The 25,003-nt window shown below is 43.2% G+C and carries 29 protein-coding genes; 15 read left to right on the top strand and 14 right to left on the bottom strand.

Going from position 1 to position 25,003, the window contains the following annotated elements; genetic code table 11:
• Nucleotides 1-18: 18 nt before the first annotated feature.
• Entirely contained in the window at nt 19-1,536 is a 1,518-nt protein-coding gene (locus AAW12_RS25210) for an FAD-dependent oxidoreductase (RefSeq protein WP_046676329.1), read from the bottom strand.
• Nucleotides 1,537-1,754: 218 nt separating this feature from the next.
• Between AAW12_RS25210 and AAW12_RS25205 the strand changes: the two genes are divergently transcribed.
• Together AAW12_RS25205 and AAW12_RS25200 are read left to right on the top strand one after the other, a co-directional pair.
• Nucleotides 1,755-2,528, top strand: a complete 774-nt coding sequence (locus AAW12_RS25205) for an SDR family oxidoreductase (RefSeq protein ID WP_046676328.1) — start codon at nt 1,755-1,757, stop codon at nt 2,526-2,528.
• A gap of 68 nt (nt 2,529-2,596) precedes the next feature.
• Entirely contained in the window at nt 2,597-3,088 is a 492-nt protein-coding gene (locus tag AAW12_RS25200; RefSeq protein ID WP_046676327.1) for a low affinity iron permease family protein, read from the top strand.
• Between the two features lie 73 nt (nt 3,089-3,161).
• On the opposite strand, the gene AAW12_RS25195 is transcribed toward AAW12_RS25200, so the two are convergent.
• The 3 genes from AAW12_RS25195 to AAW12_RS25185 all read right to left on the bottom strand — a co-directional run bounded on the left by AAW12_RS25195 (nt 3,162) and on the right by AAW12_RS25185 (nt 5,119).
• On the bottom strand, nt 3,162-4,154 hold the full coding sequence (locus tag AAW12_RS25195; protein WP_084823325.1) for an SDR family oxidoreductase: 993 nt from the start codon (nt 4,152-4,154) through the stop codon (nt 3,162-3,164).
• An 83-nt stretch (nt 4,155-4,237) separates the two neighbouring features.
• Nucleotides 4,238-4,468 carry a hypothetical protein gene (locus tag AAW12_RS25190; protein WP_046676326.1) on the bottom strand — a complete coding sequence of 77 codons (231 nt, stop codon included), beginning with the start codon at nt 4,466-4,468 and terminating at the stop codon, nt 4,238-4,240.
• 54 nt (nt 4,469-4,522) lie between these two features.
• Nucleotides 4,523-5,119 (bottom strand): ferritin-like domain-containing protein, encoded by a 597-nt coding sequence (locus AAW12_RS25185; RefSeq protein WP_046676325.1) that lies wholly within the window; start codon nt 5,117-5,119, stop codon nt 4,523-4,525.
• Between the two features lie 262 nt (nt 5,120-5,381).
• Here AAW12_RS25185 and AAW12_RS25180 point away from each other — a divergent pair, with 262 nt between their 5' ends.
• Nucleotides 5,382-5,768 (top strand): hypothetical protein, encoded by a 387-nt coding sequence (locus AAW12_RS25180; protein ID WP_046676324.1) that lies wholly within the window; start codon nt 5,382-5,384, stop codon nt 5,766-5,768.
• Between the two features lie 61 nt (nt 5,769-5,829).
• Here the strand turns inward: AAW12_RS25180 and AAW12_RS25175 are convergent, their stop codons facing one another.
• Complete coding sequence (locus AAW12_RS25175) at nt 5,830-6,483, bottom strand: response regulator transcription factor (RefSeq protein WP_046676323.1); 654 nt, start codon at nt 6,481-6,483, stop codon at nt 5,830-5,832.
• A 402-nt stretch (nt 6,484-6,885) separates the two neighbouring features.
• On the opposite strand from AAW12_RS25175, the gene AAW12_RS25170 reads away from it, so the two are divergent.
• Together AAW12_RS25170 and AAW12_RS25165 are read left to right on the top strand one after the other, a co-directional pair.
• On the top strand, nt 6,886-7,494 hold the full coding sequence (locus tag AAW12_RS25170; protein ID WP_046676322.1) for a DUF4142 domain-containing protein: 609 nt from the start codon (nt 6,886-6,888) through the stop codon (nt 7,492-7,494).
• 76 nt (nt 7,495-7,570) lie between these two features.
• Nucleotides 7,571-8,071, top strand: a complete 501-nt coding sequence (locus AAW12_RS25165) for a hypothetical protein (RefSeq protein WP_046676321.1) — start codon at nt 7,571-7,573, stop codon at nt 8,069-8,071.
• Between the two features lie 6 nt (nt 8,072-8,077).
• Here the strand turns inward: AAW12_RS25165 and AAW12_RS25960 are convergent, their stop codons facing one another.
• The 5 genes from AAW12_RS25960 to AAW12_RS25140 all read right to left on the bottom strand — a co-directional run bounded on the left by AAW12_RS25960 (nt 8,078) and on the right by AAW12_RS25140 (nt 12,114).
• Entirely contained in the window at nt 8,078-10,198 is a 2,121-nt protein-coding gene (locus tag AAW12_RS25960; protein WP_053004017.1) for a mechanosensitive ion channel family protein, read from the bottom strand.
• A 68-nt stretch (nt 10,199-10,266) separates the two neighbouring features.
• Entirely contained in the window at nt 10,267-10,473 is a 207-nt protein-coding gene (locus AAW12_RS25155) for a hypothetical protein (RefSeq protein ID WP_046676320.1), read from the bottom strand.
• Between the two features lie 160 nt (nt 10,474-10,633).
• Nucleotides 10,634-10,870, bottom strand: coding sequence for a hypothetical protein (locus AAW12_RS25150; RefSeq protein WP_046676319.1), 237 nt, complete (start codon nt 10,868-10,870; stop codon nt 10,634-10,636).
• A gap of 25 nt (nt 10,871-10,895) precedes the next feature.
• Nucleotides 10,896-11,567 (bottom strand): DUF6766 family protein, encoded by a 672-nt coding sequence (locus AAW12_RS25145; RefSeq protein WP_046676318.1) that lies wholly within the window; start codon nt 11,565-11,567, stop codon nt 10,896-10,898.
• Nucleotides 11,568-11,628: 61 nt separating this feature from the next.
• Nucleotides 11,629-12,114 (bottom strand): DUF421 domain-containing protein, encoded by a 486-nt coding sequence (locus tag AAW12_RS25140; RefSeq protein ID WP_046676317.1) that lies wholly within the window; start codon nt 12,112-12,114, stop codon nt 11,629-11,631.
• Nucleotides 12,115-12,346: 232 nt separating this feature from the next.
• Here AAW12_RS25140 and AAW12_RS25135 point away from each other — a divergent pair, with 232 nt between their 5' ends.
• Together AAW12_RS25135 and AAW12_RS25130 are read left to right on the top strand one after the other, a co-directional pair.
• Entirely contained in the window at nt 12,347-13,090 is a 744-nt protein-coding gene (locus tag AAW12_RS25135; RefSeq protein WP_046676316.1) for a nucleotidyltransferase domain-containing protein, read from the top strand.
• A gap of 1 nt (nt 13,091) precedes the next feature.
• Nucleotides 13,092-13,826, top strand: a complete 735-nt coding sequence (locus AAW12_RS25130; protein WP_046676315.1) for a metallophosphoesterase — start codon at nt 13,092-13,094, stop codon at nt 13,824-13,826.
• 2 nt (nt 13,827-13,828) lie between these two features.
• Here AAW12_RS25130 and AAW12_RS25125 read toward each other — a convergent pair whose 3' ends face one another.
• Nucleotides 13,829-15,322, bottom strand: a complete 1,494-nt coding sequence (locus AAW12_RS25125) for an MFS transporter (RefSeq protein ID WP_046676314.1) — start codon at nt 15,320-15,322, stop codon at nt 13,829-13,831.
• Nucleotides 15,323-15,548: 226 nt separating this feature from the next.
• On the opposite strand from AAW12_RS25125, the gene AAW12_RS25120 reads away from it, so the two are divergent.
• From AAW12_RS25120 to AAW12_RS25100, 5 genes are read left to right on the top strand one after another with little or no spacing between them, the layout of a single operon-like run.
• Nucleotides 15,549-16,505, top strand: coding sequence for a glycosyltransferase (locus tag AAW12_RS25120; protein WP_046676313.1), 957 nt, complete (start codon nt 15,549-15,551; stop codon nt 16,503-16,505).
• Nucleotides 16,502-18,361 (top strand): glycosyltransferase, encoded by a 1,860-nt coding sequence (locus AAW12_RS25115; protein ID WP_046676312.1) that lies wholly within the window; start codon nt 16,502-16,504, stop codon nt 18,359-18,361. The genes AAW12_RS25120 and AAW12_RS25115 overlap by 4 nt, the downstream gene beginning before the upstream one ends.
• Nucleotides 18,358-18,942, top strand: coding sequence for a D-glycero-alpha-D-manno-heptose-1,7-bisphosphate 7-phosphatase (locus AAW12_RS25110; RefSeq protein ID WP_156167774.1), 585 nt, complete (start codon nt 18,358-18,360; stop codon nt 18,940-18,942). The genes AAW12_RS25115 and AAW12_RS25110 overlap by 4 nt, the downstream gene beginning before the upstream one ends.
• Nucleotides 18,920-20,413: a PfkB family carbohydrate kinase gene (locus AAW12_RS25105; protein ID WP_046676311.1), complete on the top strand. Its 1,494-nt coding sequence runs from the start codon at nt 18,920-18,922 to the stop codon at nt 20,411-20,413. Before AAW12_RS25110 ends, AAW12_RS25105 begins: the two co-directional genes overlap by 23 nt.
• A gap of 1 nt (nt 20,414) precedes the next feature.
• Nucleotides 20,415-21,506 carry a glycosyltransferase family 9 protein gene (locus AAW12_RS25100; protein WP_053004015.1) on the top strand — a complete coding sequence of 364 codons (1,092 nt, stop codon included), beginning with the start codon at nt 20,415-20,417 and terminating at the stop codon, nt 21,504-21,506.
• On the opposite strand, the gene AAW12_RS25095 is transcribed toward AAW12_RS25100, so the two are convergent.
• A complete protein-coding gene (locus tag AAW12_RS25095) occupies nt 21,460-22,437 on the bottom strand; it encodes a glycosyltransferase family 9 protein (RefSeq protein ID WP_046676310.1) in 978 nt (325 codons plus the stop codon). The genes AAW12_RS25100 and AAW12_RS25095 overlap by 47 nt on opposite strands.
• 164 nt (nt 22,438-22,601) lie before the next feature.
• Between AAW12_RS25095 and AAW12_RS25090 the strand changes: the two genes are divergently transcribed.
• Entirely contained in the window at nt 22,602-23,156 is a 555-nt protein-coding gene (locus tag AAW12_RS25090) for a type 1 glutamine amidotransferase domain-containing protein (RefSeq protein ID WP_197084174.1), read from the top strand.
• Nucleotides 23,157-23,244: 88 nt separating this feature from the next.
• On the top strand, nt 23,245-23,496 hold the full coding sequence (locus tag AAW12_RS25085; RefSeq protein ID WP_046676309.1) for a Rho termination factor N-terminal domain-containing protein: 252 nt from the start codon (nt 23,245-23,247) through the stop codon (nt 23,494-23,496).
• A gap of 108 nt (nt 23,497-23,604) precedes the next feature.
• On the opposite strand, the gene AAW12_RS25080 is transcribed toward AAW12_RS25085, so the two are convergent.
• On the bottom strand, nt 23,605-23,808 hold the full coding sequence (locus tag AAW12_RS25080) for a hypothetical protein (protein WP_046676308.1): 204 nt from the start codon (nt 23,806-23,808) through the stop codon (nt 23,605-23,607).
• Between the two features lie 31 nt (nt 23,809-23,839).
• Nucleotides 23,840-24,496, bottom strand: coding sequence for a response regulator transcription factor (locus tag AAW12_RS25075; protein ID WP_046676307.1), 657 nt, complete (start codon nt 24,494-24,496; stop codon nt 23,840-23,842).
• A gap of 214 nt (nt 24,497-24,710) precedes the next feature.
• Here AAW12_RS25075 and AAW12_RS25070 point away from each other — a divergent pair, with 214 nt between their 5' ends.
• The gene (locus tag AAW12_RS25070; RefSeq protein WP_046676306.1) at nt 24,711-24,926 is read left to right on the top strand and encodes a hypothetical protein; all 216 of its coding nucleotides are present in this window, start codon (nt 24,711-24,713) and stop codon (nt 24,924-24,926) included.
• Nucleotides 24,927-25,003: the final 77 nt, after the last annotated feature.

The raw sequence follows: 25,003 nt of genomic DNA, 5'->3' as shown, positions 1-25,003 counted from the left end.
CGTCTAAACAAGGTTGCATTAATCAAAATTGACACGACCAAGATCTACACTAGCAGGACCATTCAAAAGCTTTCCATTCATTCCGAACCGCGAACCATGACAAGGACAGTCCCAGGACATTTCGGATGGGTTCCAGCTTACCGTACACCCCATATGTGGACAGACTGAGTTTACAGCATGCAACTCCCCTCCCATATCTCGACAAATAGCCAGTTTTCCGTCCTTATAGTGAACAATTTTACCTTCCGCTGGCTGTAAGTCTTCTATTTGCTTAAGCGTTTCAGCCGAAAATTTGTCCATGATAAAATGTTTTGCAGCATTGACACCTTCCGATAATACCTGCTGTGCGCTCGCAACAGGTTTGATACGGCTTGGTGACAGCAATTCAGCCAGCGGATTCTCCTTTCCTTCCAATAAGTCAGGGATCACAAGCGACGCCATTGACCCAAATGTCATTCCATTACCGCCATAACCGGTGGCTATATACACATTATTTTCATTTGGCATACTGCCGATAAAGGGTAAGCCATCTGCTGAATCATAATATTGCGACGACCAACTTGCAGTAATTTCATCATAGTCGAAATGCTGATCAACCCAAAGTTTTAGGTCGACAAAATGTTGCTCTGTTTGTTGGTCGTCGCCAGTTTTATGATCAAAACCACCCACGATGAGGTAATGTTCTCCTTTATCAGACCGATGATACCTAAAATAATGGTAGGGATCATACAGATCCGCAGCTTGTCCCAATGCTTCAGGTTCTCCATGAAGCTTTAACGTCAGGACGTAACTTCGATAAGGTGCCAGCAAAAAATTGAATCTGTTTTTGCCTGGTGGCACATGGGTAGCCCAAATGATATTCTTTGCTGTATAAACCTCTTTTCCACTCAGCTTCAATTTGACCCTTCCATCTTCATTGCTATAGGCTTCAATTCCTCGACCCGTCAGTATTTCGCCGCCCTCACGACGATAGGCTTCGATCATGCCCGAAATATATCTCATGGGATGAAATTGTCCTTGTCCCTCAATGCATATTGCTTTTTCGAAAGGTATATCAAAAGGTATGGTTTCGACATAATGGGTAGGCAATCCCAATTGCTGATGGGCCGCGTAAATTTGCTCAAGCTGCTCGTTCTGTCCAGATTCTGCGCTAAAGAGAAAAAAGTCACATGTCGAATACGCACACTGTATGGAATATTTGGAAATGTTATCTTTTATATAATCTAAGACCTCAAGCGTCGCATTCAGAAGCAGTTGAGCGGGATCCTTTCCAAAATTTTCAATAATCTCATTGTAAGAAGCGTCATAAAAGTTATTGATATGGGCGGTGGTTCCTCCGGTTGTGCCAAACCCTGGATTCTCCTTGTCCAACAGTAGGCATTTTATGCCTCTATTCTGAAGTTCCTTGGCCAATGTTACACCAGTTATACCTGCCCCCACAATAATGGTATGGAAATCTAAAATGGCAGGGGCAGTCGAAAAATTTTCAATGTCAACATCCTGCCAAAAGCTCTTGTTCGTTCCGTCACGCTTCATAATCATTATATTAAATTCAAAGAATCAGTCTCTGCTTTATTGCAAATACAACACATCCAAGATAAGAACCATGCTATTTCACTTTCGTTTTAGCGGTTAAATACGTAAAAAAAAGAAGAAGTACGTCTTCCTTTGCGCACCCAAACCAATGTATAAAATAGGCTGTTCCTTCATGAAATAACGAAGTGCTTCATTGCACATTTAACACGATATACATTATGAAGATAAATGCGAAGGATTACGTCAACTCTATTTTACCGAGTTGGGTAAAAAATAAGAAAATAATTATTACTGGCGGCACCACCGGGATCGGCCGGGCGACCGCCCTACTTTTAGCCGCGATGGGTAACGATATTTTAATTTGCGGCCATCATCAAAACCAATTGGACGATACGCTCCGTGATTTTAATCAATTGGATTGCGCAGGTAAGTTGGAAGGGATTGTAGTAGACCTAGCGACGGAAGAAGGCATACACACGCTCTTCAGGACATTTGACGAACAATATGATCGTTTGGATATTCTCATCAATAATGCGGCTATAGCCTTTCAATCGGTTAAGGACGGAAGTTATTCGGATCAAGCGTACCTCCTTCACATCAATGTACTGGCTTATTTGGCCTGTACTCAAGCCGCACTACTACGGATGGAACCACGCGGGTCAGGCCATATTCTTAATGTCGGATCAATGAGTGCGGATGTACGCGAAGCGCAGAGTTCTGTCTATGTCTGCTCGAAAGGAGGTATTCAAGCATTTACAGAATCGTTACGGAAGGAAGCGAACCCCAAGGGTATCCAGGTGTCGCTTGTTGAACCCGGATCAGTTGGAACAAATATGCAACCTTTTTCACCGGAGGAGCAGCAGGAAAAAATTGATCATTTAGAAATGCTCTATGCCGAAGATATCGCGCGTACCATAGCTTATATCCTATCTCAACCACTACGTACTTCCATCGTGCATACACAGGTTAAACCTTTGAGACAAATCATATAAGTCATCTGCGATTTTATCAACAAGAAAACAAATCCACTTAGCTGAACGTCCTTATAAAAATTTGTGTCATGAGAAAAAAGAAAAACTTGTTTGAACGATTCTCAAACTGGGCAACGCATGCCACCGGTAGTTCAGCCGCATTTATTATCGCAACTTCGACGGTGATCATCTGGGCCGTGAGCGGCCCCATATTCAATTATTCTGAAACCTGGCAACTGGTCATCAATACAGGTACGACCATTGTTACTTTTCTAATGGTATTTCTCATTCAAAAATCCCAAAACAAGGATTCCAAGGCAATCCACCTGAAACTCAATGAACTGATAGCGTCCCATGAAGGCACCAGCAATCGAATGGTCAATCTGGAAGACTTAAGTGAAGAAGAATTGGATCAGCTCGCTAAGTTTTATGCGCACGTGGCGAAGCTCGCTCTGGAAGAAAGGGATCTCACTTGCACACACTCCATAGATGCCGCAAAGGAAAACCATGATTATAAAGTAAAGGTTCAAAAAGAAAAACACAACCGCTCAGCAGATAAAAAACCGAACACGACGGACTAGTATTCAGCTTACAGCGTGATGAAAAAAATCCCCTTGAATGGGATTTTTTTCATCACGCTGTGAGCGCTAATTTTTAGGGCTGTCCACCGCCGCCCGCGGCCCCATAAATTTGTCCGTTTGCATAACTTGCATCTGCCGCAGCCAATTGCACATAGATTGAAGCAAGTTCGGCGGGTTGCCCCGGACGTCCCATGGGGGTATCACCTCCGAAATTCACCAGCTTTTCCTGCGTAGCACCACCACTCACTTGTAGTGCAGTCCAAATTGGACCGGGAGCCACGCCATTGACCCGTATGCCCTTTGGACCGAGCTGCTTGGCCAATGACCGAATATAGTTGGTGGTCGCAGCTTTTGTCTGTGCGTAGTCGTACAAATCTTCCGAGGGGTCTGCGGCCTGTACCGATGTCGTACCGATAATTACAGATCCAGGTTTAAGATGAGGCAAGGCTGCCTTAATAAGCCAGAAGGGCGCATAAATATTGGTTTTCATCGTAGCATCAAATTCCGCAGTGCTGATATCCAATATCGATGGTTTTGTCTGCTGCCGTGCCGCGTTACTGACCAAAATATCCAGGCCGCCGAGTTGAAGTACGGCGTCCTCAATCAGCCGAATACAAAACTCCTCTTTACGGAGATCTCCCGGAATAGCGACTGCCTTCCGGCCCGCCGCTTTTATCAAAGCGATGACTTCCTTCGCATCTTTCTCCTCCTCGGGCAAATAATTGATGGCAACGTCGGCCCCCTCGCGGGCGTAGGCGATGGCTGCTGCACGTCCCATTCCCGAATCGCCCCCGGTGATCAATGCTTTGCGCCCTTGGAGCCGTCCTGAACCTTTATAGCTATCCTCGCCATGATCCGGCCGAGGGTCCATTTCACTGCAGAGTCCAGGCCAAGGTTGAGACTGGCTCTTGAACGGCGGTTTTGGGTATTCTTTAACCGGATTGACCAGTCTGTCTTGGGTTTGGCCCGCTGAGCGATCGGGACTTCCAATGATACTTAATGCCAAGATTCCAGAACCTATTTTACCGATAGCAGCTCTTCTTCCCATATTATCTGAATACTTCATAGCTTTTTTCGTTTTTGGAAAAGGCCCAATGAAATTGAGCCTTTTATATTTATTCTACAGATGTGTTTTACAAAAAATGCACGTTAATCATGTCCTTCAGTTTTCACAATCTTGTTATAGATGCCCAATAGAAGGAACGGTGCAGCCCATTGGCCTACAAATAGGGCGTTTTTATCGTTCGACATGCATTTTAATGCGGCAGATACACCCATCGCCAGCAATGCAGCGCCTAAAAATACGGTGGATGGTAGTTTAGAAGTTTGATCTTCTATCTTTTTGGTGATTTCACCTTCGTTTCCTGTATTTAATGCCATAACTTAAATTTTTGATTTTTAATAGTTTTCACGCTAGTCTATACTATTGCACACTTATTCGGCTTTTGAATTGAGGTTTGTATCGGCCAGCGCGCTAAGGTCTTCATCACATTTCTTTTCTTCACCCAGTGTTTCAAGTAGTAATTTTAAGGCGTCCTTATGTGTTAACACTTTCGCAAAAGCTGCCAATGTGCCATACGTGGCAATTTCGTAATGCTCCACCTTTTGGGCGGCAGCAATAATTGCTGCATCTCGGACAGATCCAGCTTCTGTTTCTTTCATAAGGCTTTCCGCCTCTTCAAGCAGCCCCGCCATAGCTTCGCATTTTTCGGCTTTTGCTTTCACTCCGATAAGCTCAAAACATTGCTCTAGGCGATCCACATGTGTTTCCGTCTCTGCCAGATGTTTAGAAATAGCAGATTTTAATTGTTCTGAACTTGCATTTTTCTCCATCTTAGGAAGTGCTTTCGTCAGCGCTTTTTCTGCCCAATAAATATCCTTTAATCCATCCTCAAATAATTCGGCTAGATCCTTCGCTGCCCCCGCTTCGGCAGGTACTTTTTTTCCTTCCGAATTAGCGCTTGCAGTTGCTGTGTTACCTGATTTTGTGCTTGTTTTACTTTTTTCTGCTGTTGCTGTTGTTGTTGCCATAATACTAAGTTTTTATGCTCAAACGAGCGGTTCGTCAAATAAACAGATCTCAAACTTTTTTCGTTCGCCAGAACTTTGTAAATCCTGCAAATCACGCATATACCACATTTTATAAGTAAAAACACGTTTTTCCAACATGTGAATGATAGCGAACAACAACGCTATAATTAACGTACAAATCATACGACAATGCGTACTAACACAGTTAACGATCTGGCAACAACAGTGGTTCATCAACAAACGATTATAAATTAAACGCAGTATGAATAAAAAATGTACAGTTCAGGATGTCCATCCAGGTATGGCCATCCTCGCTTTAGCGATTGTAGCACAATCAGGCTCCCAAAATCTACCGAACGATATTCCGGAAGAGCATGAAGAAGAATTACCGGAAAATATGCCGGATCAGAATCCGGAAATTGATCAGGAAGATTTGGAAACGGATGAAGAATTAGACTTCGGAGTTGATGCAGAAGAACCTGAAATACCCCGCCAGGATGATTTCGGTTTCGATGAGGAAATTGGTTCAGCGGATGAAGATGAATTTCCAGAAGAAGAAGATAATGAAAACGAAGGTGCCAACGACGCAGAAGGACTGCCCACGCAACCGGTGACAACACCTTCTGATTTAGATGAAACAACCCTATAACGTGGACAAAAAAAGAAGAACCCCGCTCTTTTTCCAGTGTCGGGGTTCATTGAGCCCTATCCTATCTCAATAACTTTTTCTGAAAACCAAAACGGACAAGTCCCGCCGTATTCTTCGAACCGGTTTTCTCAATTAATTGCTGCCGATGGCCCTCCACGGTCCTTTTGCTCAAAAAAATTTGATCAGCTATTTCCGCATTTGTATGTCCTTCCGCAATCAATTCCAATACAGACAGTTCGCGTTCAGAGATGTCGTATCGTGCCATTATTGCTGTACGATCAATATCCAACTGCGCATACTTTGATAAGTTTCGGATCAAATCAATACTTAATGCTGCACTGATATATTGTTGCCCACGTTTTACCTGCTGAATTCCGAATAAAATCTCTTCTACATTGGAATCTTTCGATAAATAGCCATCAGCGCCAAGATTTAAAACCTCCTGAACAATCTGGATATTGTCTTCCATAGATAAAACAATGATTTTTATGGCTGGATAATGTTTTTTTACTTCTTGTATAAACTGAATGCCATCCATCACCTCCATATGGATATCAGTCAGGATGATGTCCGGTTTGGCTCCCTTGAGAAATTCCAGTGCTTTTTGACCATTCTCCATCCCCGCAATTACAGTTATATCTTCTTGAGCCTCTAATATTAATTGGAAACCGGATCGTACCAACGTATGGTCATCTACCAAAAGCAACTGTGTCATAGCTATCTGTTTTTCTTTCTTTTTAGTTTAGCGATTGATTTTTGAACGAAACAGCTTTCAAGCCGAAAATGTTTTAAAAAATAGATTTTGGCAAAATCAAGCCCGCCAAGAAGAGTTCGAATTTCAAAAGAGTGCGCGCTATTCTTTTATAAACGAATTAGTACGATATGTTTGCGTAAGCACCACAATTTTCGCTTTAAATACGCAAAATAGGCTCTTTTCAAACGCTACCTTCCTCGCCACTGTTCACTTCAAAACACAACGAAAGAAAAGCATATGTTTACATCCATCATTATCGGCATCGTCTTTATTTTCTTAGCATCCTATATCGTCATCAATTATAGAAGAAAAGGAAGTAATACACGAAACAGAAAAAATCGTTAACATTTAAATAAAAGTATTATGAAAATCATTTTAAAAACCCTGGGGATATTACTAGCCACCCTCGCCTGTATAGTTGTCGTTCAGGCGCAAGACAGTAATTCCGCTCAGCCACAGTCTGGAGATCTGGACTTTGCCAGCAAAGCTACGGCCAGCAACAATTTCGAACTGCAGGCGGCAAGTATTGCTCTTGCTAAATCACAAAACCCAACGATCAAACAATATGCACAGATGATCACTGATGACCATACCGCTGCAGGAAATGAACTATCGACCATTGTAAAAAATAAAAATTGGCAGCTGCGTACGAGTGACGATCAAAATTATAAAGCCATGATCGACCAACTCAATAAGGCCGACACAGCCAATTTTGACCGCGTTTACACAGATCTGATGGTTAAGAGCCATCAAGATGCAATTTCACTTTTCAAAGATGCAAGCACAGGCACAGCAATTACAGATGCTGACCTGAAGAAATTTGCCACCGATAAAATTCCGGCATTCGAAAAGCACCTTGATCAGCTTAAAAATTGGCAACCTTCCGATCCTTCGATAAGTGATATGCCCATTACACCAAATGCGCCATCTCCAGCGATCAAGAATAAGGTACCAAAACCGACATTAAAATAACAACGTATTTTTTCCAATCATTCACTCCGGAGGACAAAGCCATTACGGCTCTGTCCTTCGCTATTTCATACATCACATGGAACAGACATTCGACTACATACACGAACTTCTTAATAGGCAAATGGCGCTACGTGCCAAAATTGAAGAAAGCCCCATTGCAGGCGAAATAAAAATGAGCTATGGTCGCGATTTTTATCAGGAAGAAGTGCGCTCCATGGGGTTAGCGATGATTCGCGACGGCTGGGATATGGAGGGCGAACAACTGATCCTCGATTTTGTGCATGAACACTACCCGATGCGGGTTAAAGATGAACTTACCTGGATTAATAAAATGATGCATTACCTAGCTGCTGTTACCGACACCTTTATCGATAATCTACACGCCGAGGGTTACCGTTTTTTACAGGGAAATGTGGACATGCCCAATGAACACGCCATATTCTACCCTGTCCATGAACTAGATGCATTCGGAAAATTATCCCAAGAACTCGGAATGAATACCCTCGTAGATCTGAAAATACCAAATCAATTAGAACAATTGCAAGGCTGGATCTATTACCGTTCGGAGAGTACATAATTTTGTTTAGGCCGAAGTCACTTTTGAATCATGAAGTGCGGCTTCGGCTTTAACTTGCTCAAGAAACTTACTCCTAAAACGTTCGATGTGCTGCACGTTTTGTATACCCACCTGAATTGATACGATATAGGCATCGGCTGTAATATCCTTTGTTAAAATTTTCATGGGCAGGCTTCTGTCGATCTCCTTAAAGCTAGTAATGGTATCTTCCAACCACTTTTTCCAATCTTCGATGCTGCGTCCCGTAACGATGGTCAACTGAAGATTCAGACGGATATCCGATTCTTCAAACGTCCAGTTGACCAGGCGACCGGAAAGGAGATCGCCATTTGGTATAATAACTTGGGCCCCTTGGTCTGTTAATAAGGTGCTCGATCGGATACCCACCTGCATGACCTGCCCTTTTTTATCAGCAAGTTCCACATAATCTCCCACTTTAAACGGACGTTCAAATACCAAAATCACACCTGAAACAAAATTGTTGATAATATTCTGCAGGCCTAAACCTATCCCCACACTTAATGCGCCAACAATGACGGTCAGCTTGTCAACTCCCAACCCCAGAATACGTATTCCTATGAGGAAGCCAACAATAAAAATGACAACACGAACGAGTGGTAATAAGGCTGTTCGACGCTGATTTTTTTTCGCGTCGGGCTGATCAAGAAGGTCTTTTAAATTTTTTTGTATCCAATTTGCTGTCCATATGACTGCAAATGCTAAAAGCACATCGCCATACGTATAATTAACACCACCAATGGTGTGGGTATTATTTAACAAGCGATCCCCAAGTCGACGAATTTCACTTGTGATATGCAAGGTGTTGGCCCAGATAATAATGACCAATATACTAGCAAATAGGCCAATAATACGATGGAGTGCGGCAAGCATCTTCTGCTTATCAAAGCGATTTATAAAACGGTCTTCTTTCGAATTTTCATAAGAATTGAGTAAATCATGAGAAAGCATGTCGCGGAATGCATGTAGGGAGAGTGCTTGCAATAACCCTACAGCTGCTGCGATGCTGCATGTACGGGCCAGATTTAGAAAACCAAACAGATTAAATATAATGGCTGCCATACTGATAATTAGCAGTAACCATCGTGAAAAGGGGCGCAGATAATCAAAAGGTATTTTTCCGTCGGCCTTCCGCCCGAGGTGCCAAAGCAGGCAAATACCCGATAGATTGATCAACATGACAATAATTCGCGACATCCAACCTGTATCCAGCACTAGATTGCTGGCAAGTACCAGTAGATAATAAAAAAACACATACTGCATCATCTTCAGATGCTGATTGGATAACTCCGGGCGAATCAAAAGATATAGAAAGCCGAAAATGAGCAGATAGCTCAATTCGAGCACGATCACGGGGATTCTAAGGGAAGTCAGCGGCAGGAGAATAAGGAAAAAGACCGTAAACTTGAGGACAGGAATCCACCACGGTTGATTGCGATGTAAGGGCAATGTCTCTTCGGCCCCTATGGCACGTCTGCGCATCTGGTAAAGCCAATAAAAATAAATAAGGCTCAGTAGGATAAGGAGGAAACGACCATCCCAGGCACTATCGTAGTAACGCTGCGATAGTCCATCCTGCTCCAGGTTCTTTTGTATTATACTTTTCCAGTGATACCAAAAGGTTCCTTCTTGCGCTGCCTGAGTTACATTCTGCTGCTGCTCGGCCTTATTGCCTAGATCTTGCATATCTAGGAGGAGCGATTCAATATCCCGCTCCAATGTTGCCGCACTATCTTGCACCGCTCGCCATGAGTTGGCCGTGGAGTCCTGGGGCACCGTTTGCTTGCGCAACACAGTAACTTTTCCCTGTAGATCGTGCACAGCGGGTTTAACTAGGCTGATATACTGTTGTACTTGACTGGGTACGAGCCGACCATCATCCGGCCGCTGCCAGGCGACTCCTCGCTTTACGCTGTCCAATCCAGTATAATAACGATCAACCTGCTCACGCCATTGTTCCAAAAAGTTTCTCGCCGAGGCCAGTGGATTACTCGGCAATGAATCAAGAATACTGACCGAATCCTTCGAGCGCTGAACAGAATCGGCCTTTTGTGCGTGCACCGTATAAAAAAATAGGCTAAGCTGGATGACCAAGCTTAGCCTTAGCATGGCGCAAATTATTGAGCCCGTTATCTTTTGCATACCCCTAATTACGTTTTAAATATCCTCTTTTATGTTTAATCGGGTTTAGCCGGAGAAGGTTGCCGCTGCAAAGAATCGGTGCTGTCCCGGCCAAGCGAGTCATTTATACCAACGCCGACCTGCCCATCATCGGGTGTATTGGAGGAATCATAGCTGCCGTTTGCCTGATTGCCTTTATTGCTGCTATTGCCGCATCCCCATAGTCCAAGGATTGCCAATATCAATAAACTAATCTTTTTCATATGTTTTGAGTTTAAGTATGAAATTATTCGAAAAGTGAACAGTGCAAAAAAAACAATGGTTCTCTTTAGTTCGCATTTAAGTAAAAATATCTCCCTATCGTAGAAGTACGCAACAGGTCAAACGTCGACAAACACGTGTTCATGTTACCACAACGCCTGCTCAATCCTTACCTTTAGTTCGATCCAAATTGTCTAATGGTACAGCTTCCTGTGCGGTCCCAGCCTTATTTTTAGTCGTATCTTTTCCACGGCTACGGTGAATATTGTCTAATGGTAGACCATTTTGGTTGACAGCTGTATCTACTTTCTGCTCCTCTTCGCTACTTTTGGTTCTATTATCGCAAGATGTTACTGCCACAGCTGCGAATGCGATGGCCAAATACAAATATTTAATCATAGTCTTTACCTTTTATTATTATTCGTTACCCCTTCCCCGTTTCGCTATGTGGAGCATCAACGGGCTTTGATTCAGGTGATCCTTTTTGACGTAGGAAAATGGTGAATACAACGATTGCCAAAACAGACAAAAATTCACTTTGCCAGTTCTGAAAAGTTTCAAACCAAAATTGAGGCATAATGAGATACGTCCATGCGTCATCTACCGGTAAACCTTCAAGCCGCTGTTCGGTGTTGTGCTGTCTCCAGCTTCCATAAAAGTGCATAACCCAACTCCCCAAAAAAAGTAGCGCAAAGCAAATGAATAGCGATGAACTATATAATTTCAACAGCCAGCCACCTTTTCTAACAGGATAAGGCGTATTCGGGCCGGGCTGCGGTTCACGGTCTACCTCTTCTTTTTCCCCTATTTTTTTTGATTCAGCAGAGCCCCATTGGCGTAATCCCACCGTCAGAATCACATACATCGCCATCTGAAGAAATTCACTCTCGAAATTTTCAAAAGTTGCGGATGTAAAATGTCCTGTGCTCAAATAATCAATGATGTCCAGTGGTGCACGATTGGCCTCCAGCAACTCTTCATTATGTACTTTCCAACCCGTAAAACATTGCATGCCTAGAGAAAAGACAAAAAGCGCTGCAAACACCAGGCTTAGGCCATTACGATAAAAAAAAGAATAATTTTTCTTGTTTTCCATAGCAGGATTTATTTTATTATTAAGTACATATAACTTCAATAACGACTTAACTATTAAATATTTATGCCTGTTCCTTGAGTATAAAACTTATTCGCCCATTCGGCTCCATCAAAGCCATATCCACTTCATCGAGGTGCTTACTATTTGTCTCTAACCGCAAGCTCGTCAGTAGATCAGTACGGCTTACCCCCAACCGGTCCATCTGATCCCATTGGATTTTACCGTTCTTGTATAAAACAGCGGGCTTACCTTTTACCATATTACCCAAATACGGAAGCCTGGCCGATACCTGGGCTAGGATTTTATTGACAATGATCATCACGAACCCGGCAAACACGGTTGACAGAAATGGCGAAGCGCCAACTATTCCCCGCGCTAATACCGCACCTAGCATAATAATGATGACGAAATCCACTCCGGACTTTCGTCCAAGAATTCGAATTCCGCCCAATCGAACCAAAAAAAGTGCAATGATAAACATCATAAACGCACGCGCCCCCATTTGTATCATCGTCAGGTCTTCACCAGAGCCAAAAAAACTGTCCATATTTTTATACCGTTTAGATCGTTGTTATACGCCCACCTTCATCATGAAGCAATGTGCTCTTTATTTATTTCAAAATAGCCTATTTTATCTCAGAACATCGGTAGGAGCCTTCCCTGTTCCCTCATTTTTCAAATTGAGTACTTTTACCTATTCAACAGGCGGATAATACGTTTTCATCGACAGTCAACAAACTACTGCATTTAATTGACTGTCTTTAAGAAAAGCAAACGATATGATTCATTTAGATAATCCACCTGAAGATTGTCTCGCCTTCTTTCAGGATACATTGCGGCTGCTCCAGGATAGCGGAGCTCAATTTATGGTGGGCGGTGGTTTAGCCATGTTTCACTACACGGGGATCATACGGCCTATCAAGGATATGGATATCTTTTGCAAAAGCAGCGAATACCCAAAAATTCTTAAACACCTTGCCGCTAATGGTTACGAGACCGAATTGACAGATGTGCGATGGCTCGCCAAGATTTACAAAGACCCCTACTTCATTGATATTATTTTCGATAGTGTTAATCACAATTGCACTGTTGAGCAGGATTGGTTTGGCAGAGCACCTGAAGGTACTCTTTTTGATGTTGATGTGCGTTATATACCAGCAGAAGAGCTAGTATGGTGTAAGCTATACGTACAAAACAGAGAGCGGCATGACAGCGCCGATATTAACCATATTTGGCTAAAATATGGAAAAAGCTTGGACTGGAACCATTTATTAATGCGAATGGATCAACATTGGCACCTCTTGCTGGCTCAAATGATCATCTTTCAGTTTACTTATCCGCATGACTATCGCGATATTCTCCCAAAAGACTTATTTGATGAGCTCATTAAACGCGCAGCGGATCAATATGAATTGCCTCCTTGCCTGGAGAAAGTTTGTCTGGGACCTTTAATAGATCAAACGCAATATGAAATTGATATTAAAGAATGGGATTATAAGTCATACACAATAAAAACTGTTTAATATGAACAAGAAGACAACCATAGCCGCATTGGGCGATATACATATGAATGCAAACCAGCACGGAAAATGGAAAACCAAATTTGAGGAGATTTCGGAAAAGGCTAAAGTCCTTTTACTTTGCGGTGATCTAACGGATACGGGGGATGAAGAAGAAGCAGAATTACTTGTTGCTGAGCTCCAATCCATTAAGGTTCCAGTCATCGCCGTATTGGGAAATCACGACTATGAGAAAGGACGGCAAAAGCAGATTCGCCAAATTTTGACAGACAGTAAAATTACGGTCTTGGATGGTGAAGCTATCGTGATCGAAAATATTGGTTTTGCTGGCGTAAAGGGCTTTGGCGGTGGTTTTGACCGTTATATGTTATCAATGTTTGGTGAAGATGCCATGAAAAGTTTTGTGCAGGAAGCTGTAAACGAATCGTTGCTTTTAGATCGAGCTTTGGCGCGCCTCGAACAAGAACATGCAGACATAAAAAAAGTCGCCTTACTGCATTACGCGCCCATTGCTGAAACTGTTTTAGGTGAACCCGAACAGATTTATCCTTTTTTAGGGTCAACGCATTTAATGGAACCTTTGCAACGACGTAAAGTAAGTGCTGCCTTCCACGGACATGCGCATGCCGGAAAATTCAAGGCCCTGTCCCCCACCGGAATACCAATTTACAATGTGGCAGTGCCCGTTTTAATGGCCCAGCATGGAAGTGAGGCCGGCTTTGCACTCATTGACATTTAGCATTATTTTTTCTCGTCCGAAATTGCTTTATCTGATGCGATGACTTTTCGTTTAACAATTTGCTTGAGTTGGGCATGAAGCGTAATAATATTCCCCACAAGTAGACTTTCTTTTAATCCGGCACGAAAACGTTTTTTCATAATACGTTTGACAAGCTGTGGACTTACTTCGCCATTTTCCTGTACCTTTCCCAGCCAACGAAGCGATATAAATGCCAGTAGTGCGGCAATAAGGAATAGGAAATTCCATTCATGCAGATAGATCAGTTTGGCGATGGTCTGGAGGTTAGGACTTTTCCAGGAGATACTGATCTGAAGCTCGCGAGTTGAAAAATAATCAACTAGCAATCCTCCTAAAATAGGCCCCAAGGCTGTGAAAAACGAAGCGACCATATTTTTTACGGTGATATAGACAATTGCATCTGTCTTAGGAGCGAGTTTCAGGCCAATGTTTGTCAGGGCGAGATTAATGCCTCCGGTGGAGATTCCCGTCATGACATGCAGAAATAGGAGTAAAAGTAAATTGGGCAACGCACGTGAATAGATTCCGACAAATATCCATAACAAAATGCAACAAATGTAAATGGGTGCTGTCAGGTAGATAATACTTTTGTTACTATAACGATCCGAAAGGTTTCCCCATAAGCGTAGGCCCAGGACACTGGCTATCTGACTGACAACAGTGAGCAGGATAACTATTTTCATCGAAAGCCCCAGTGTTTTTAACATAAAGACCGTAAAAAAGGGTATCGCTAAATTGATCGCCAACAACCAAGCCGCATTGAAGATCAATAAATTCTTGAAATTCTTATTTTTAAGTGGCTCTAGGAGCAAACTCCCCAAATGTCCCCCGGACATTTGTTGTTTAGGTTCTTTGGCCTGTACCAAAAAAAAGGCACCAACTGCTCCTACAGCACCAGCGATTAAAAAGTATATGCCGTAGAGCTTTGGTAGCTGCGTAGCGGCATGATTGGTATAATAGTCAACTAACGCTGCGACAATGAGGCTGACCGTAATATTCGTCAATTGCATGATCCCCGTTCTCTTGGAAAAATATGTACCCAGACGTTCCTCAGGAACAAGGTCTTTAATCCAGGAATTCCAGCCTGCGCCACCTATCGCGCTGAGAAGATAGTGGATAAACATAAAACTGAGCAAGGTCGTAAAAGAGAGATCAACTTCCCGCCACATCATAAGCCCAACCATGACCAAAGGCATTTTTGCAAGAAATACAGCGAATACGGTTATTACTTTCCGATTCGGGTAAATCTGCATGACGAGAATGGTCAACAGCTGGGCAAGATTACATAAGGTTGGAAAGGCCGCCAACAGTCCCAGCTGAAAGTTACTTGCTCCCATCAACAAACCTGCTCCGACCAAAATAACACCGCTGCTCAAACAGACAACAACTTCTGAACATACACCGTCTATGATGATCATTCGGAGGCTTTTGTCAATATCTTGTGTTTCGAGATGATGTACCGGTCTGAGATCCATAGCCTTTTCTCATGTAACAGCTGCTCCAGGATGTTAGTTCCCTTAAAATGAATTAATGAGCTTAATACGTTCGGCGAAGTACTTCCAACATACAATTGGGTATTAGTCCATCCAACCAAGTCGTTACCGCAGCCGTTCATTAAGCAAAGGTTAAAAGCGCGTTTCCTTCTGCGAAATTGAATCGCTAAAAACGGCGTTTTTCCATTGTTGAAATTAAAAATTGTTTATGACACACAAACCACGCGTATTAACATGGCATATCCATGGATCGTACTTGTATTATTTATCCCAAGGTGACTATATCTTATATATTCCATATACGCCCGAAAGAGGACCTCGCTATGGCGGACGGGGAACAACCTTCCCTTTTGGCGACAATGTGATTGAAGTTCCTGCCAGCGAAGTGCGAAACCTCGACCTTGATCTTATCCTTTTCCAATGCGACGAAAATTACCTGGAAGATCAATATAAGATCCTGTCAGAAGCGCAGCAACAGTTACCTCGTATCTATATTGAGCACGACCCGCCATGGCAGCATCCCTGTGATGAAGTTCATCCAGTCACCAACCCAGCCGTTACACTGGTGCATGTTACACACTTCAACCAGTTAATGTGGAAGGCAAATATTCCGGATGTACGTGTCATCACACATGGTGTAGATACACACGATGTCGCTTACAATGGTCGATTGGAAAAAGGGATTGTCGTTATCAACAATCTTCCCTCCCGTGGACGCATGCTGGGTAGCGATATTTTCAAGTATGTACAAAAGCAGGTACCATTAGATCTCATCGGAATGGGCAACGAACCTTTTGGACTTCGGGAGGTACTGCATCCGCGCTTACCCGAATTTATTAAAGACTACCGATTCTTTTTCAATCCAATACGGTACACAAGTTTGGGCTTAGCAATTTGTGAAGCTATGATGGTAGGTCTTCCCATTGTTGGCTTGGCTACCACTGAGCTTTCCACCATTATTGAAAATGGAAAAACGGGCTATATCGGCTTAGAGGTCGAGTGGCTCGTCACCAAAATAAAAATGTTGCTAAACAATCCCCAACATGCACAACAGCTTGGTGCAAACGCACAGCAGAAAGCAAAGGAGCTTTTCAATATTGCTCGATTTGGGCAACAATGGGAGAATTTAATCAATGAAAAAATTCATCAATATACACTATCATGAAAAAAAGAATAGCTTTTATTAGTGATCATGCCTCACCCTTAGCGACCCTCGGAGGCAAAGACAGCGGCGGCCAAAATGTTTATGTTGCCGAGGTTGCCATGCAGCTTGCCTTGATGGGCAATCAAATAGACATTTATACGCGATGTGAACATCCCAGCCAAGAAGAGGTTGTCCTTTGGAAACCAAATATAAGGGTCATTCATATTGCCGCAGGCCCCAAAGGCATACTCCCAAAGGAAGAGCTTTATGGACACATCCAGGAATTTACCGCCCATACAATCGAATTTATGACCGCTAACCAGCTGCGCTACCAGTTGGTACATGCGCATTTTTGGCTGTCAGGTATGGTGGCCATGGAAATCAAGAAACAATTGCATATCCCCTTTGTTATTACTTTTCATGCCCTAGGTGCGGTGCGCCGCTTACACCAAGGAGGCTCAGACAAATTCCCGAAAATACGTGAAAAAATTGAGAAAGATATCATTTGGGCAGCCGAACGCGTCATTGCCGAATGCCCAAACGATCTGAAGGACTTGATTCAACATTATCAGGCGCCACAGGATAAAATAGAAATTATTCCCTGTGGTTTTAACCCAACCGATTTCCATCCAATAGATCGCACCGAAGCAAAAGAAAAGCTTGGGCTTGATTCCGCATACACCTACATTTTGCAACTTGGTCGCATGGTGAAACGAAAGGGAATAGACAATGTGATCGAAGCCTTTTCCCATGCGCACCATGCGCTGCCCGAATTGCGGCTATTGGTCGTTGGTGGAAATCTGGCGACCGCGGAAGACCGCGCAGAATTTGATCGTCTGCATCATCTGTGTATCGAGTTAAAAGTCGAAGATAAGGTCATTTTCACGGGACAACAGAGCCGTGATCTACTCAGGTACTATTACGCTGCAAGTGAGCTTTTTATCACCACGCCGTGGTACGAACCATTCGGGATTACTCCGCTGGAATCCATGGCCTGTGGTACGCCCGTAATTGGTGCCGATGTGGGCGGTATATCGTTTACGGTAAGGCATGAAGATACCGGCCTTTTGGTAGCGGCACAACAGCCACAACAATTGTCTGCTGCGATTGTTGACCTGATAAATAACGACCGTAAACGATTGAAATTTTCTGTTAATTCTCTACGCCATGTTAAATCCTTTACGTGGAAAGTGGTCAGCGAAAGTATTGCGCAGCTTTATGCACAATGTTTGCCTCAGGATGCCGAAAAAGAAACAATTACGCAGATCAGGCAGAGCTTTTTGGGTTCCTCAAAGACTTTCGAAAAAGCGGCAGAATCTTTGGCGCTTGGCATAGCCAGGCTGTCGTCCAAAATGGTCTCTGTATTGCATGAAGGTAAAAAAATCATGATCTGCGGCAATGGTGGTAGTGCCGCGGAGAGCCAGCATTTCGCTGCCGAGCTCGTGGGTCGATTTGAAATACCACAGCGTCCCGGCTATCCAGTGATCTCGCTTAACGCTGATGTGGCGGTTCTCACCGCATGGGCAAACGACTTTGGCTACGAAAGCGTATTTGCAAGACAGGTACAGGCACTTGGGCAACCAGGAGATATGCTGATCTGTTTAAGTACAAGTGGCAACTCGCCCAATATCCTAAACGCATTGAAAGAAGCCAGTAAAGCTGGGGTGATTTGTGCAAATTTGCTGGGAAAAGATGGTGGCGAGGCCACGCAATTCGGAGATCATAATCTCATAGTTCCTTCCGATCACACGGCCCGTATTCAGGAAGTACAGCTACATATTATTCACCAGCTCTGCGCACTGGTGGAACAGCGGATGGCAAATCTGAGCAGGAAAAATGAACACTTCGTTATACATAATAAATTGATCGCATCATGATGGAGAGCGCTGTATTTCTGGATAAGGATGGAACGCTGATTAAGGATGTTCCCTACAACGTTGATCCCGCACGCATCGTTTGTTATTCCGACATTTTTGAGCCTTTAAGAGGGTTACAAAAAAGTGGCTATAAGCTCATTGTTATCAGCAATCAGTCGGGTATAGCCCGACGTTATTTTACAGCTGAAGATTTGGATGTCGCTTTTTCAGCATTGCACGAACTACTCCGCTACGAGCACATCCAATTAGACGGTATCTACTATTGTCCACATGGCGATGTCATGGACGAACCGCAATGCTCCTGCCGTAAGCCTTTACCCGGCATGCTCTATCGGGCTGCCAAGGAGCTGAACATAGATTTAAAAAAATCCTGGATGATCGGCGATATCCTAAGTGATGTCGGCGCCGGCCGTGCGGCAGGCTGCAGGACCATATTGGTCGACCGAAGCCAGAAAGAAAGGAAACAGGAGCGAATTTCTGATCCTAAATATACACCAGATTTTATAGTAGACGATTTTTACGGATTGGCTCAACTTATCAAATCAGAAAAAGTAGATTATGAAAGATATAGCATTAAATAAACTTGTCGAAAATGGTTTCAACAATCCAAGGGTCCTTGTTTTGGGAGATTGCATGCTGGATATTTATCTGGATGGGGAATGCAAGCGGCTTGCTCCCGATATCGCCGTACCCGTGCTTGATGTCCAATCTGTAGAACATTGCCTTGGCGGAGCCGGGAATGTGATCACGAACCTCAGCAATATGGGGGCTGTCGTGTCCGTCGTTAGTCTGTTGGGTGACGATACCAGTGGACAGACAATAGCACGCAATTTGCAGCGACAGGGAATTGACACGGGTGGCCTGCTCTATAATGAAAGTTGTCAGACACTAACAAAAACGCGATTACGTAGAGATGGACACTGTCTGCTGCGTTATGATATTGGTCAGAAGTATCACTTTAGTGCAGCGCTGGCCAACCAGTATCTGACAGCGGTTAAAAAAGCCCTTCAACATGTCGATATTGTTTTTATTGCAGATTATGGAAAAGGTAACATTACGAATGAGCTCATCCTGCTGCTTGCCGAAGAACAACAGATTGAGCCAAAAATTATTGCTATAGATAGCAAAGATTACGACAAGTATGCATGCCTAAATCCCGACTTAGTTAAGCCCAATTATGAAGAAGCAAGAAAAATCCTGAGCCAGGAAGAAGAGGATGACCGTTTAACGCAAGCCTTGAAATGGCCAGAAAGTCTAGCTGCCTTATCGCAGGCGAACTGGGTGGCATTAACGCTCGATAAGGATGGTGTCATCCTGTCTAAAAAAGGTGGTTCAGCAAAGCACTACCGGGTCCCTGCTTTAAAAGAAGGTAATTTCTCCGGCGCTGGCGACACCTTTCTGACTGTGCTTTGCTTGGCTTACTATAATAAACTTGATGCGGATATTGCGATAGCACTGAGTGTAAAGGCAGCACAGATCGGTATACAAAAAAATGGTACTGCACATTGTAGCTGCACGGAATTAGCCCAGCGCCTTATGAACAAAGATGATAAATTAATTACCGATCTGAATCATCTTGAAGTACTATGTGATAGACTTCGGAAGGAAAACAAACTCGTATTCACCAATGGTTGTTTCGATATTTTTCATGCCGGTCATGCCCATTACCTCGGTGCAGCTAAAGCACAGGGCGATATTCTGATTGTTGGCATCAATACAGACGAGAGCATCAGACGTTTAAAAGGGGCAACAAGACCTGTCAATTCGCTTGACGATCGAATCGAAGTATTGCGGGCGCTTGGAGCTGTAGATTATATTGTACCGTTTGGTGATGAATTATCGGACAACCCTATCCCGATCATCGAAAAGGTTAAACCGCATATCTTTGTAAAAGGTGAAGCATACCAAAACAAAGAACTGGCCGAACAAGGGCTACTGCAAATACTAGGGACACAACTTGTGTTTATTCCGCATGTCCATCAGCAGTCGACCACTAAAATCATTCAGCGGGTGCAAAAAAAGGACAATCAACTGTTAAAGAAAATCAGCTAAGATGGGTACATGGAAAGATTGTAAAAATATGCTGATCATTCGCTTAGACAATATGGGCGATCTGATCATGAGTAATGCAGCGCTTCAGGAAATTAAATCAGCGAATGGAAATTGTAAAATCACATTACTTGCGTCAGAAATGGCTGTTCCCATTATCCCCTACCTTGGTACCGTTGATGACTATATACAATATGATGCCCCTTGGATGAAATTGAGCGCGCATGACACGGTTGCTTCGACTGAAGCATTGATTAAAACCATTAAAAAGCGGCAATTTGATAGTTGTATTATCTTCAATGTATACAGCCAAAATCCAATGGCTTCGATCATGCTGGCGTATCTAGCGGAAATCCCCCTGCGAGCGGCTTATATGCGAGAGAATCCCTATGCGTTGCTTACCCATTGGATACCAGACAGAGAACCTCTCTTTGAGGTACAGCATCAAATAGCACGTGACCTCGAACTGGTGAGACTGCTTGGCATCAGCCGGTCAGTCAATCGATTACCGAGCCTAATTGTGCCGCGAGGTCAGTTATCGAATTTAATTCCATTACGTCGGGGGAAACAGATCATTGTCAATTGTGATGTTTCGGAGCAAAAACGACGAATTCCCCGTACTGTCGCACAACAATTGACGCGGCAGCTGCTTGATTCGGCATTTCAGGTCATACTTGTTGGCAAGGAATACAACGAATACCTGAGATCATGTTTTTCAGAAATCGTAGGGAAAAATCTGATCAACCTTATTGGAAAGACGACAATTGATGATCTCCTACTCCTCGTAGCACATGCAGATGCTGTACTCACGGTCAACACGGGCGTTGCTCATATTGCCTGCGCGCTACAAAAACCAACGTTGGTTCTTTACGCTCAGACGAACCCACAGCATATCCCATGGTCGCAGGATGCTGACTTTATCCTTTACCCTGTCGATCCTGCTTTGCGCTCCAAAAATACGATTAACAGCTTTGTCGATAAGCAGAATGGATCGTCTGGAATGACACCGTTAAGCGTTGAAAATATCATGGATAAATTGAATTCATTGCTTAAGCATTCCTCCCAAAAACAGACAGCACTGGAAGGACGCGCCTGATTTCGCGTACAATATCCTCCATGGCGATAGGTTTGGTCAAGTCAAAAGTGGTATGCAGTGCCGTGTTGAGTGGTCCCCAACGCTCGGGCTCACCATCTAGACTTATGACCACACTTTTTGCTTCTAAGGCAGCGGCAATATGGGAAACTCCTGTGCAGTTGCATACAAGTAAAGTCGATTCCTTCAAAAGACAGCCAAGTGTACCCAAATCAAGTCTGGAACAGAGGTTAAGCACAGGTTGTTCAAGTATGCGCTGCAGTTCATTGACCAAAGATTCTTCAGCACTTACCCCAGTCAGGACAATCTGATATCCCATTTGCTGCATTAGGGTTGCAAGAAATCCGAAGTTTTCAACAGGCCAGCGGCGTTTGGCGTCCCGACTGCCCACATGGATAATGACGAAAGGATATTTTATTTCAGCTTTTATTTTCCTATAGGCCTCCCAATCCTGGGGAAATAAGGGGAAATACATGGTACGATTTGGAATTTTTAAACCTAGAAATTCCATAAGAGCTAGGTGCCTGTTCACCTCGTGAAGCTTTCCTGGATAAGTCATCCAGTCGGGGTTGTCAATTGAAGCTGTTGGTTGAAATCCTACCAGTCGCTTTGCCGCAAAATTCTGTAAAAAATCATTCACCACAGTTCCATCTCCCTGCATCTGAATCAGAAGGTCAAATTTTTCCGCTTGCATCTGCTTGACGAATCGTTCAAGATTGTCGGGATTATATGCAATTTCGGGAAGCTGCGGATGCCCGGGAAAATCCACATATTCATCGATGCAATCAAAGCGTTCCATCAATGTACGCATATGGGGCAAGCCGATAAAGTAGAGCTTGGCATTGGGATAATGCGACTTCAATGCCCTGACGGCGGGGATGGAACACAGGAGATCGCCCAGCTGAAGGGCCCGAAAAATAGCTATCTTAAACATACCATCGATTTTAAGGATAGACAACCCCCAAAGAAATACGGTTTGATTTATTCCTTTTTATCAATCAAAACGCTTTTCCTACGCTAAATCATATTATTTCAAACCTTCGCAGATTTACATCCGTTCTCTTGAAGTATAGAAAGAACGTAAATAAAATTAGTGATATGGAGAATTTAAAGAATAAGCGGATAGCGATATTGGTCGCGGATGGATTTGAAGAAATTGAACTGACTAGCCCAAAGGAAGCCCTGGAAAATGCAGGCGCCAAAACAGACATTATATCACCGGCTAAAGGAAAAGTACGTGCAAAAAATGGGGATGAATGGTCAACTGACTATCCTGTCGATGTTGCTCTGCAGGAGGCAGAAGAGAATCGATATGACGGCTTGCTGCTACCAGGCGGGGTCATCAATCCTGATAAATTAAGGACGAATAAAACGGCTATTGCATTGATCAATGCTTTCTGGGAACGGGATAAACCGATCGCAGCCATTTGCCATGGACCCCAATTACTGATTAATGCAGATCTCGTTCGTGACAAAAAAATAACCTCCGTCGAAGCCATTCAAATGGACCTGATTAATGCAGGCGCATTATGGGAAGACAGCGAAGTGGTGATTGACGACAAACTTATTACAAGTCGCACGCCCGACGATCTACCCGCTTTTAATAAAGCCATCATCAAAGCGTTTGCGACAGAAAAAAAGAACAAAACGTAGTAGTACAGTCTCAATAACGTATTAAATCGGCCAACCTTTAGATCTTGTAACATGTTCAGCATATAAATAACACATAAAACAGCATATTATGAATACAACAAAAAGTTCAAGCCATACGACTGCCAAAGGGCAATCGCAAAGCAGCAACGCTAACAAAGAAAAAAAATCAGCGACAACAGCAGGAAAAGGTGCTTCAGCGTCTAAAGGATCGCAAAACGGAAGTTCTGATAAAACCAAAGCTGAACTCTTGGAAATGGCAAAGAAAATGGAGATCACCGGGCGTCACGATATGACGAAAGATGAACTTGCTAAAGCCATTGAGAAGCAGGGCAAAAAATAAATGTCATTCACGGACAAGTGCTGATTAGTCCTGAAAATAGATACAGATTTTCAGTGATTAGAAACTAAGCTTAAAAGAAAGACCCGCAATTTTAAATGCGGGTCTTTCTTATTTCTTCCTTTCTTTTGGCCTATCCGTAGGATCATTGGGCATCTCGTTCAACTGATCCACCTGCGGGTCTACTCCGGCCTCGGCATCGCCCTGATCCTTATCGCCTACATTTCGCAGTGTCTCTCCGTTTACACCTAACTTGACCTTTTTCTTTTTTTCCATTTCGGTTCCGACGACGCGGTTTTCATTTTTTGTTGCCATATTCCTCTATTTTTTGTTTTTATTGTTTAAATCAATGTAAGAGCATGTGATGAAAACCGAAGCTGACAAGACCAGCTGTATTTTTTGTATTCGTTTTCTCGATCAGTTTCTGTCGGTGCCCTTCTACCGTACGTTTGCTCAAAAAAATACGCGCTGCAATTTCGCCGTTGGTGTATCCCTGAGCGATGAGTTCCAAGACATGTAATTCGCGTTCTGAAATATCATATTTTAACAGAACACGGTTTAGGTCTGGAGCTCTGTCCGCAAAGTTTTTATAATCGTTAAGGCAGGAAACACTTAAGGAACCACTGATATATTTTTCTCCTTTGGCAACCTGCCGTATACCAAAAAGTACCTCATCACAACTACTATCTTTCACTAAATAGCCATCTGCTCCAGCACGCAATACATCTGCGGCAATGTGTTTGTCATTTTCCATCGTCAAGGCAAGGATTTTTATATCGGGGTATTTCTGTTTAACGAAATCAATAAGGGCTATTCCGCCCATTTCACCCATATTAATATCAGTAAGGATCATATCTGGTCGCTGATTGATTTTTAATACATCTAAGGCTGCTTCAGCACTTTCAACATCAGCCAAAACAGTAATGTCATCTTGCGTTTCTAAAATTAGCCGAAAACCACTTCTTACCAAATGATGGTCGTCGACAAGGACTATCTGAATCATAGCTATCTGTTTAATGAACTTATGTACTTCTAGGAACAGCACCCAATTGTAAAAAGTTTCTTACAATTGAATTTATCTAAAAAATAAAGAAAATAAGATTGATTTTCTTTTTCTATCATAATAGCAAATTTAGAAACCGAAACGCTTTTGACTTGAGCTTTGTTCTCCTACTAAGTGCATGCAGGTGGCATGCCATCATTAAACGATAGATAATATGAAAAACTCAACAAAATTAATTGCCGTCAGTCTATTATGCTTAGCAGCCTATGGATGTAACGGCGCTAAAACTGATGATCAAAAATCACAGGAACTGATGCGTGATTCCGTTCCCAACGATACCACGACGATACAATATCGCGACACCACATCTGCCGAATCCCGTGGAGAAATCCCGCCGACACCACAGCCGGATACAACGACAAAAAAATAAAACGAATGTAACTTGGCTATTGTTCTTGGCTTGATAATAGCATAATTATGAAGTCCTCCCGTCGTGAGATGGCTGGA

The sequence above is a fragment of the Sphingobacterium sp. Ag1 genome (assembly GCF_000988325.1).
Taxonomy (GTDB): Bacteria; Bacteroidota; Bacteroidia; order Sphingobacteriales; family Sphingobacteriaceae; genus Sphingobacterium.
The sequence above is the reverse complement of the archived record's forward strand: the minus strand, read 5'-3'. Positions and strand labels throughout refer to the sequence as shown.

Coding starts and splice junctions, on each gene's coding strand:
- AAW12_RS25210 (WP_046676329.1), bottom strand. CDS start 1,536: ATGAAGCGTGACGGAACGAACAAGAGCTTTTGGCAGGATGTTGACATT.
- AAW12_RS25205 (WP_046676328.1), top strand. CDS start 1,755: ATGAAGATAAATGCGAAGGATTACGTCAACTCTATTTTACCGAGTTGG.
- AAW12_RS25200 (WP_046676327.1), top strand. CDS start 2,597: ATGAGAAAAAAGAAAAACTTGTTTGAACGATTCTCAAACTGGGCAACG.
- AAW12_RS25195 (WP_084823325.1), bottom strand. CDS start 4,154: ATGAAGTATTCAGATAATATGGGAAGAAGAGCTGCTATCGGTAAAATA.
- AAW12_RS25190 (WP_046676326.1), bottom strand. CDS start 4,468: ATGGCATTAAATACAGGAAACGAAGGTGAAATCACCAAAAAGATAGAA.
- AAW12_RS25185 (WP_046676325.1), bottom strand. CDS start 5,119: ATGGCAACAACAACAGCAACAGCAGAAAAAAGTAAAACAAGCACAAAA.
- AAW12_RS25180 (WP_046676324.1), top strand. CDS start 5,382: ATGAATAAAAAATGTACAGTTCAGGATGTCCATCCAGGTATGGCCATC.
- AAW12_RS25175 (WP_046676323.1), bottom strand. CDS start 6,483: ATGACACAGTTGCTTTTGGTAGATGACCATACGTTGGTACGATCCGGT.
- AAW12_RS25170 (WP_046676322.1), top strand. CDS start 6,886: ATGAAAATCATTTTAAAAACCCTGGGGATATTACTAGCCACCCTCGCC.
- AAW12_RS25165 (WP_046676321.1), top strand. CDS start 7,571: ATGGAACAGACATTCGACTACATACACGAACTTCTTAATAGGCAAATG.
- AAW12_RS25960 (WP_053004017.1), bottom strand. CDS start 10,198: ATGCTAAGGCTAAGCTTGGTCATCCAGCTTAGCCTATTTTTTTATACG.
- AAW12_RS25155 (WP_046676320.1), bottom strand. CDS start 10,473: ATGAAAAAGATTAGTTTATTGATATTGGCAATCCTTGGACTATGGGGA.
- AAW12_RS25150 (WP_046676319.1), bottom strand. CDS start 10,870: ATGATTAAATATTTGTATTTGGCCATCGCATTCGCAGCTGTGGCAGTA.
- AAW12_RS25145 (WP_046676318.1), bottom strand. CDS start 11,567: ATGGAAAACAAGAAAAATTATTCTTTTTTTTATCGTAATGGCCTAAGC.
- AAW12_RS25140 (WP_046676317.1), bottom strand. CDS start 12,114: ATGGACAGTTTTTTTGGCTCTGGTGAAGACCTGACGATGATACAAATG.
- AAW12_RS25135 (WP_046676316.1), top strand. CDS start 12,347: ATGATTCATTTAGATAATCCACCTGAAGATTGTCTCGCCTTCTTTCAG.
- AAW12_RS25130 (WP_046676315.1), top strand. CDS start 13,092: ATGAACAAGAAGACAACCATAGCCGCATTGGGCGATATACATATGAAT.
- AAW12_RS25125 (WP_046676314.1), bottom strand. CDS start 15,322: ATGGATCTCAGACCGGTACATCATCTCGAAACACAAGATATTGACAAA.
- AAW12_RS25120 (WP_046676313.1), top strand. CDS start 15,549: ATGACACACAAACCACGCGTATTAACATGGCATATCCATGGATCGTAC.
- AAW12_RS25115 (WP_046676312.1), top strand. CDS start 16,502: ATGAAAAAAAGAATAGCTTTTATTAGTGATCATGCCTCACCCTTAGCG.
- AAW12_RS25110 (WP_156167774.1), top strand. CDS start 18,358: ATGATGGAGAGCGCTGTATTTCTGGATAAGGATGGAACGCTGATTAAG.
- AAW12_RS25105 (WP_046676311.1), top strand. CDS start 18,920: ATGAAAGATATAGCATTAAATAAACTTGTCGAAAATGGTTTCAACAAT.
- AAW12_RS25100 (WP_053004015.1), top strand. CDS start 20,415: ATGGGTACATGGAAAGATTGTAAAAATATGCTGATCATTCGCTTAGAC.
- AAW12_RS25095 (WP_046676310.1), bottom strand. CDS start 22,437: ATGTTTAAGATAGCTATTTTTCGGGCCCTTCAGCTGGGCGATCTCCTG.
- AAW12_RS25090 (WP_197084174.1), top strand. CDS start 22,602: ATGGAGAATTTAAAGAATAAGCGGATAGCGATATTGGTCGCGGATGGA.
- AAW12_RS25085 (WP_046676309.1), top strand. CDS start 23,245: ATGAATACAACAAAAAGTTCAAGCCATACGACTGCCAAAGGGCAATCG.
- AAW12_RS25080 (WP_046676308.1), bottom strand. CDS start 23,808: ATGGCAACAAAAAATGAAAACCGCGTCGTCGGAACCGAAATGGAAAAA.
- AAW12_RS25075 (WP_046676307.1), bottom strand. CDS start 24,496: ATGATTCAGATAGTCCTTGTCGACGACCATCATTTGGTAAGAAGTGGT.
- AAW12_RS25070 (WP_046676306.1), top strand. CDS start 24,711: ATGAAAAACTCAACAAAATTAATTGCCGTCAGTCTATTATGCTTAGCA.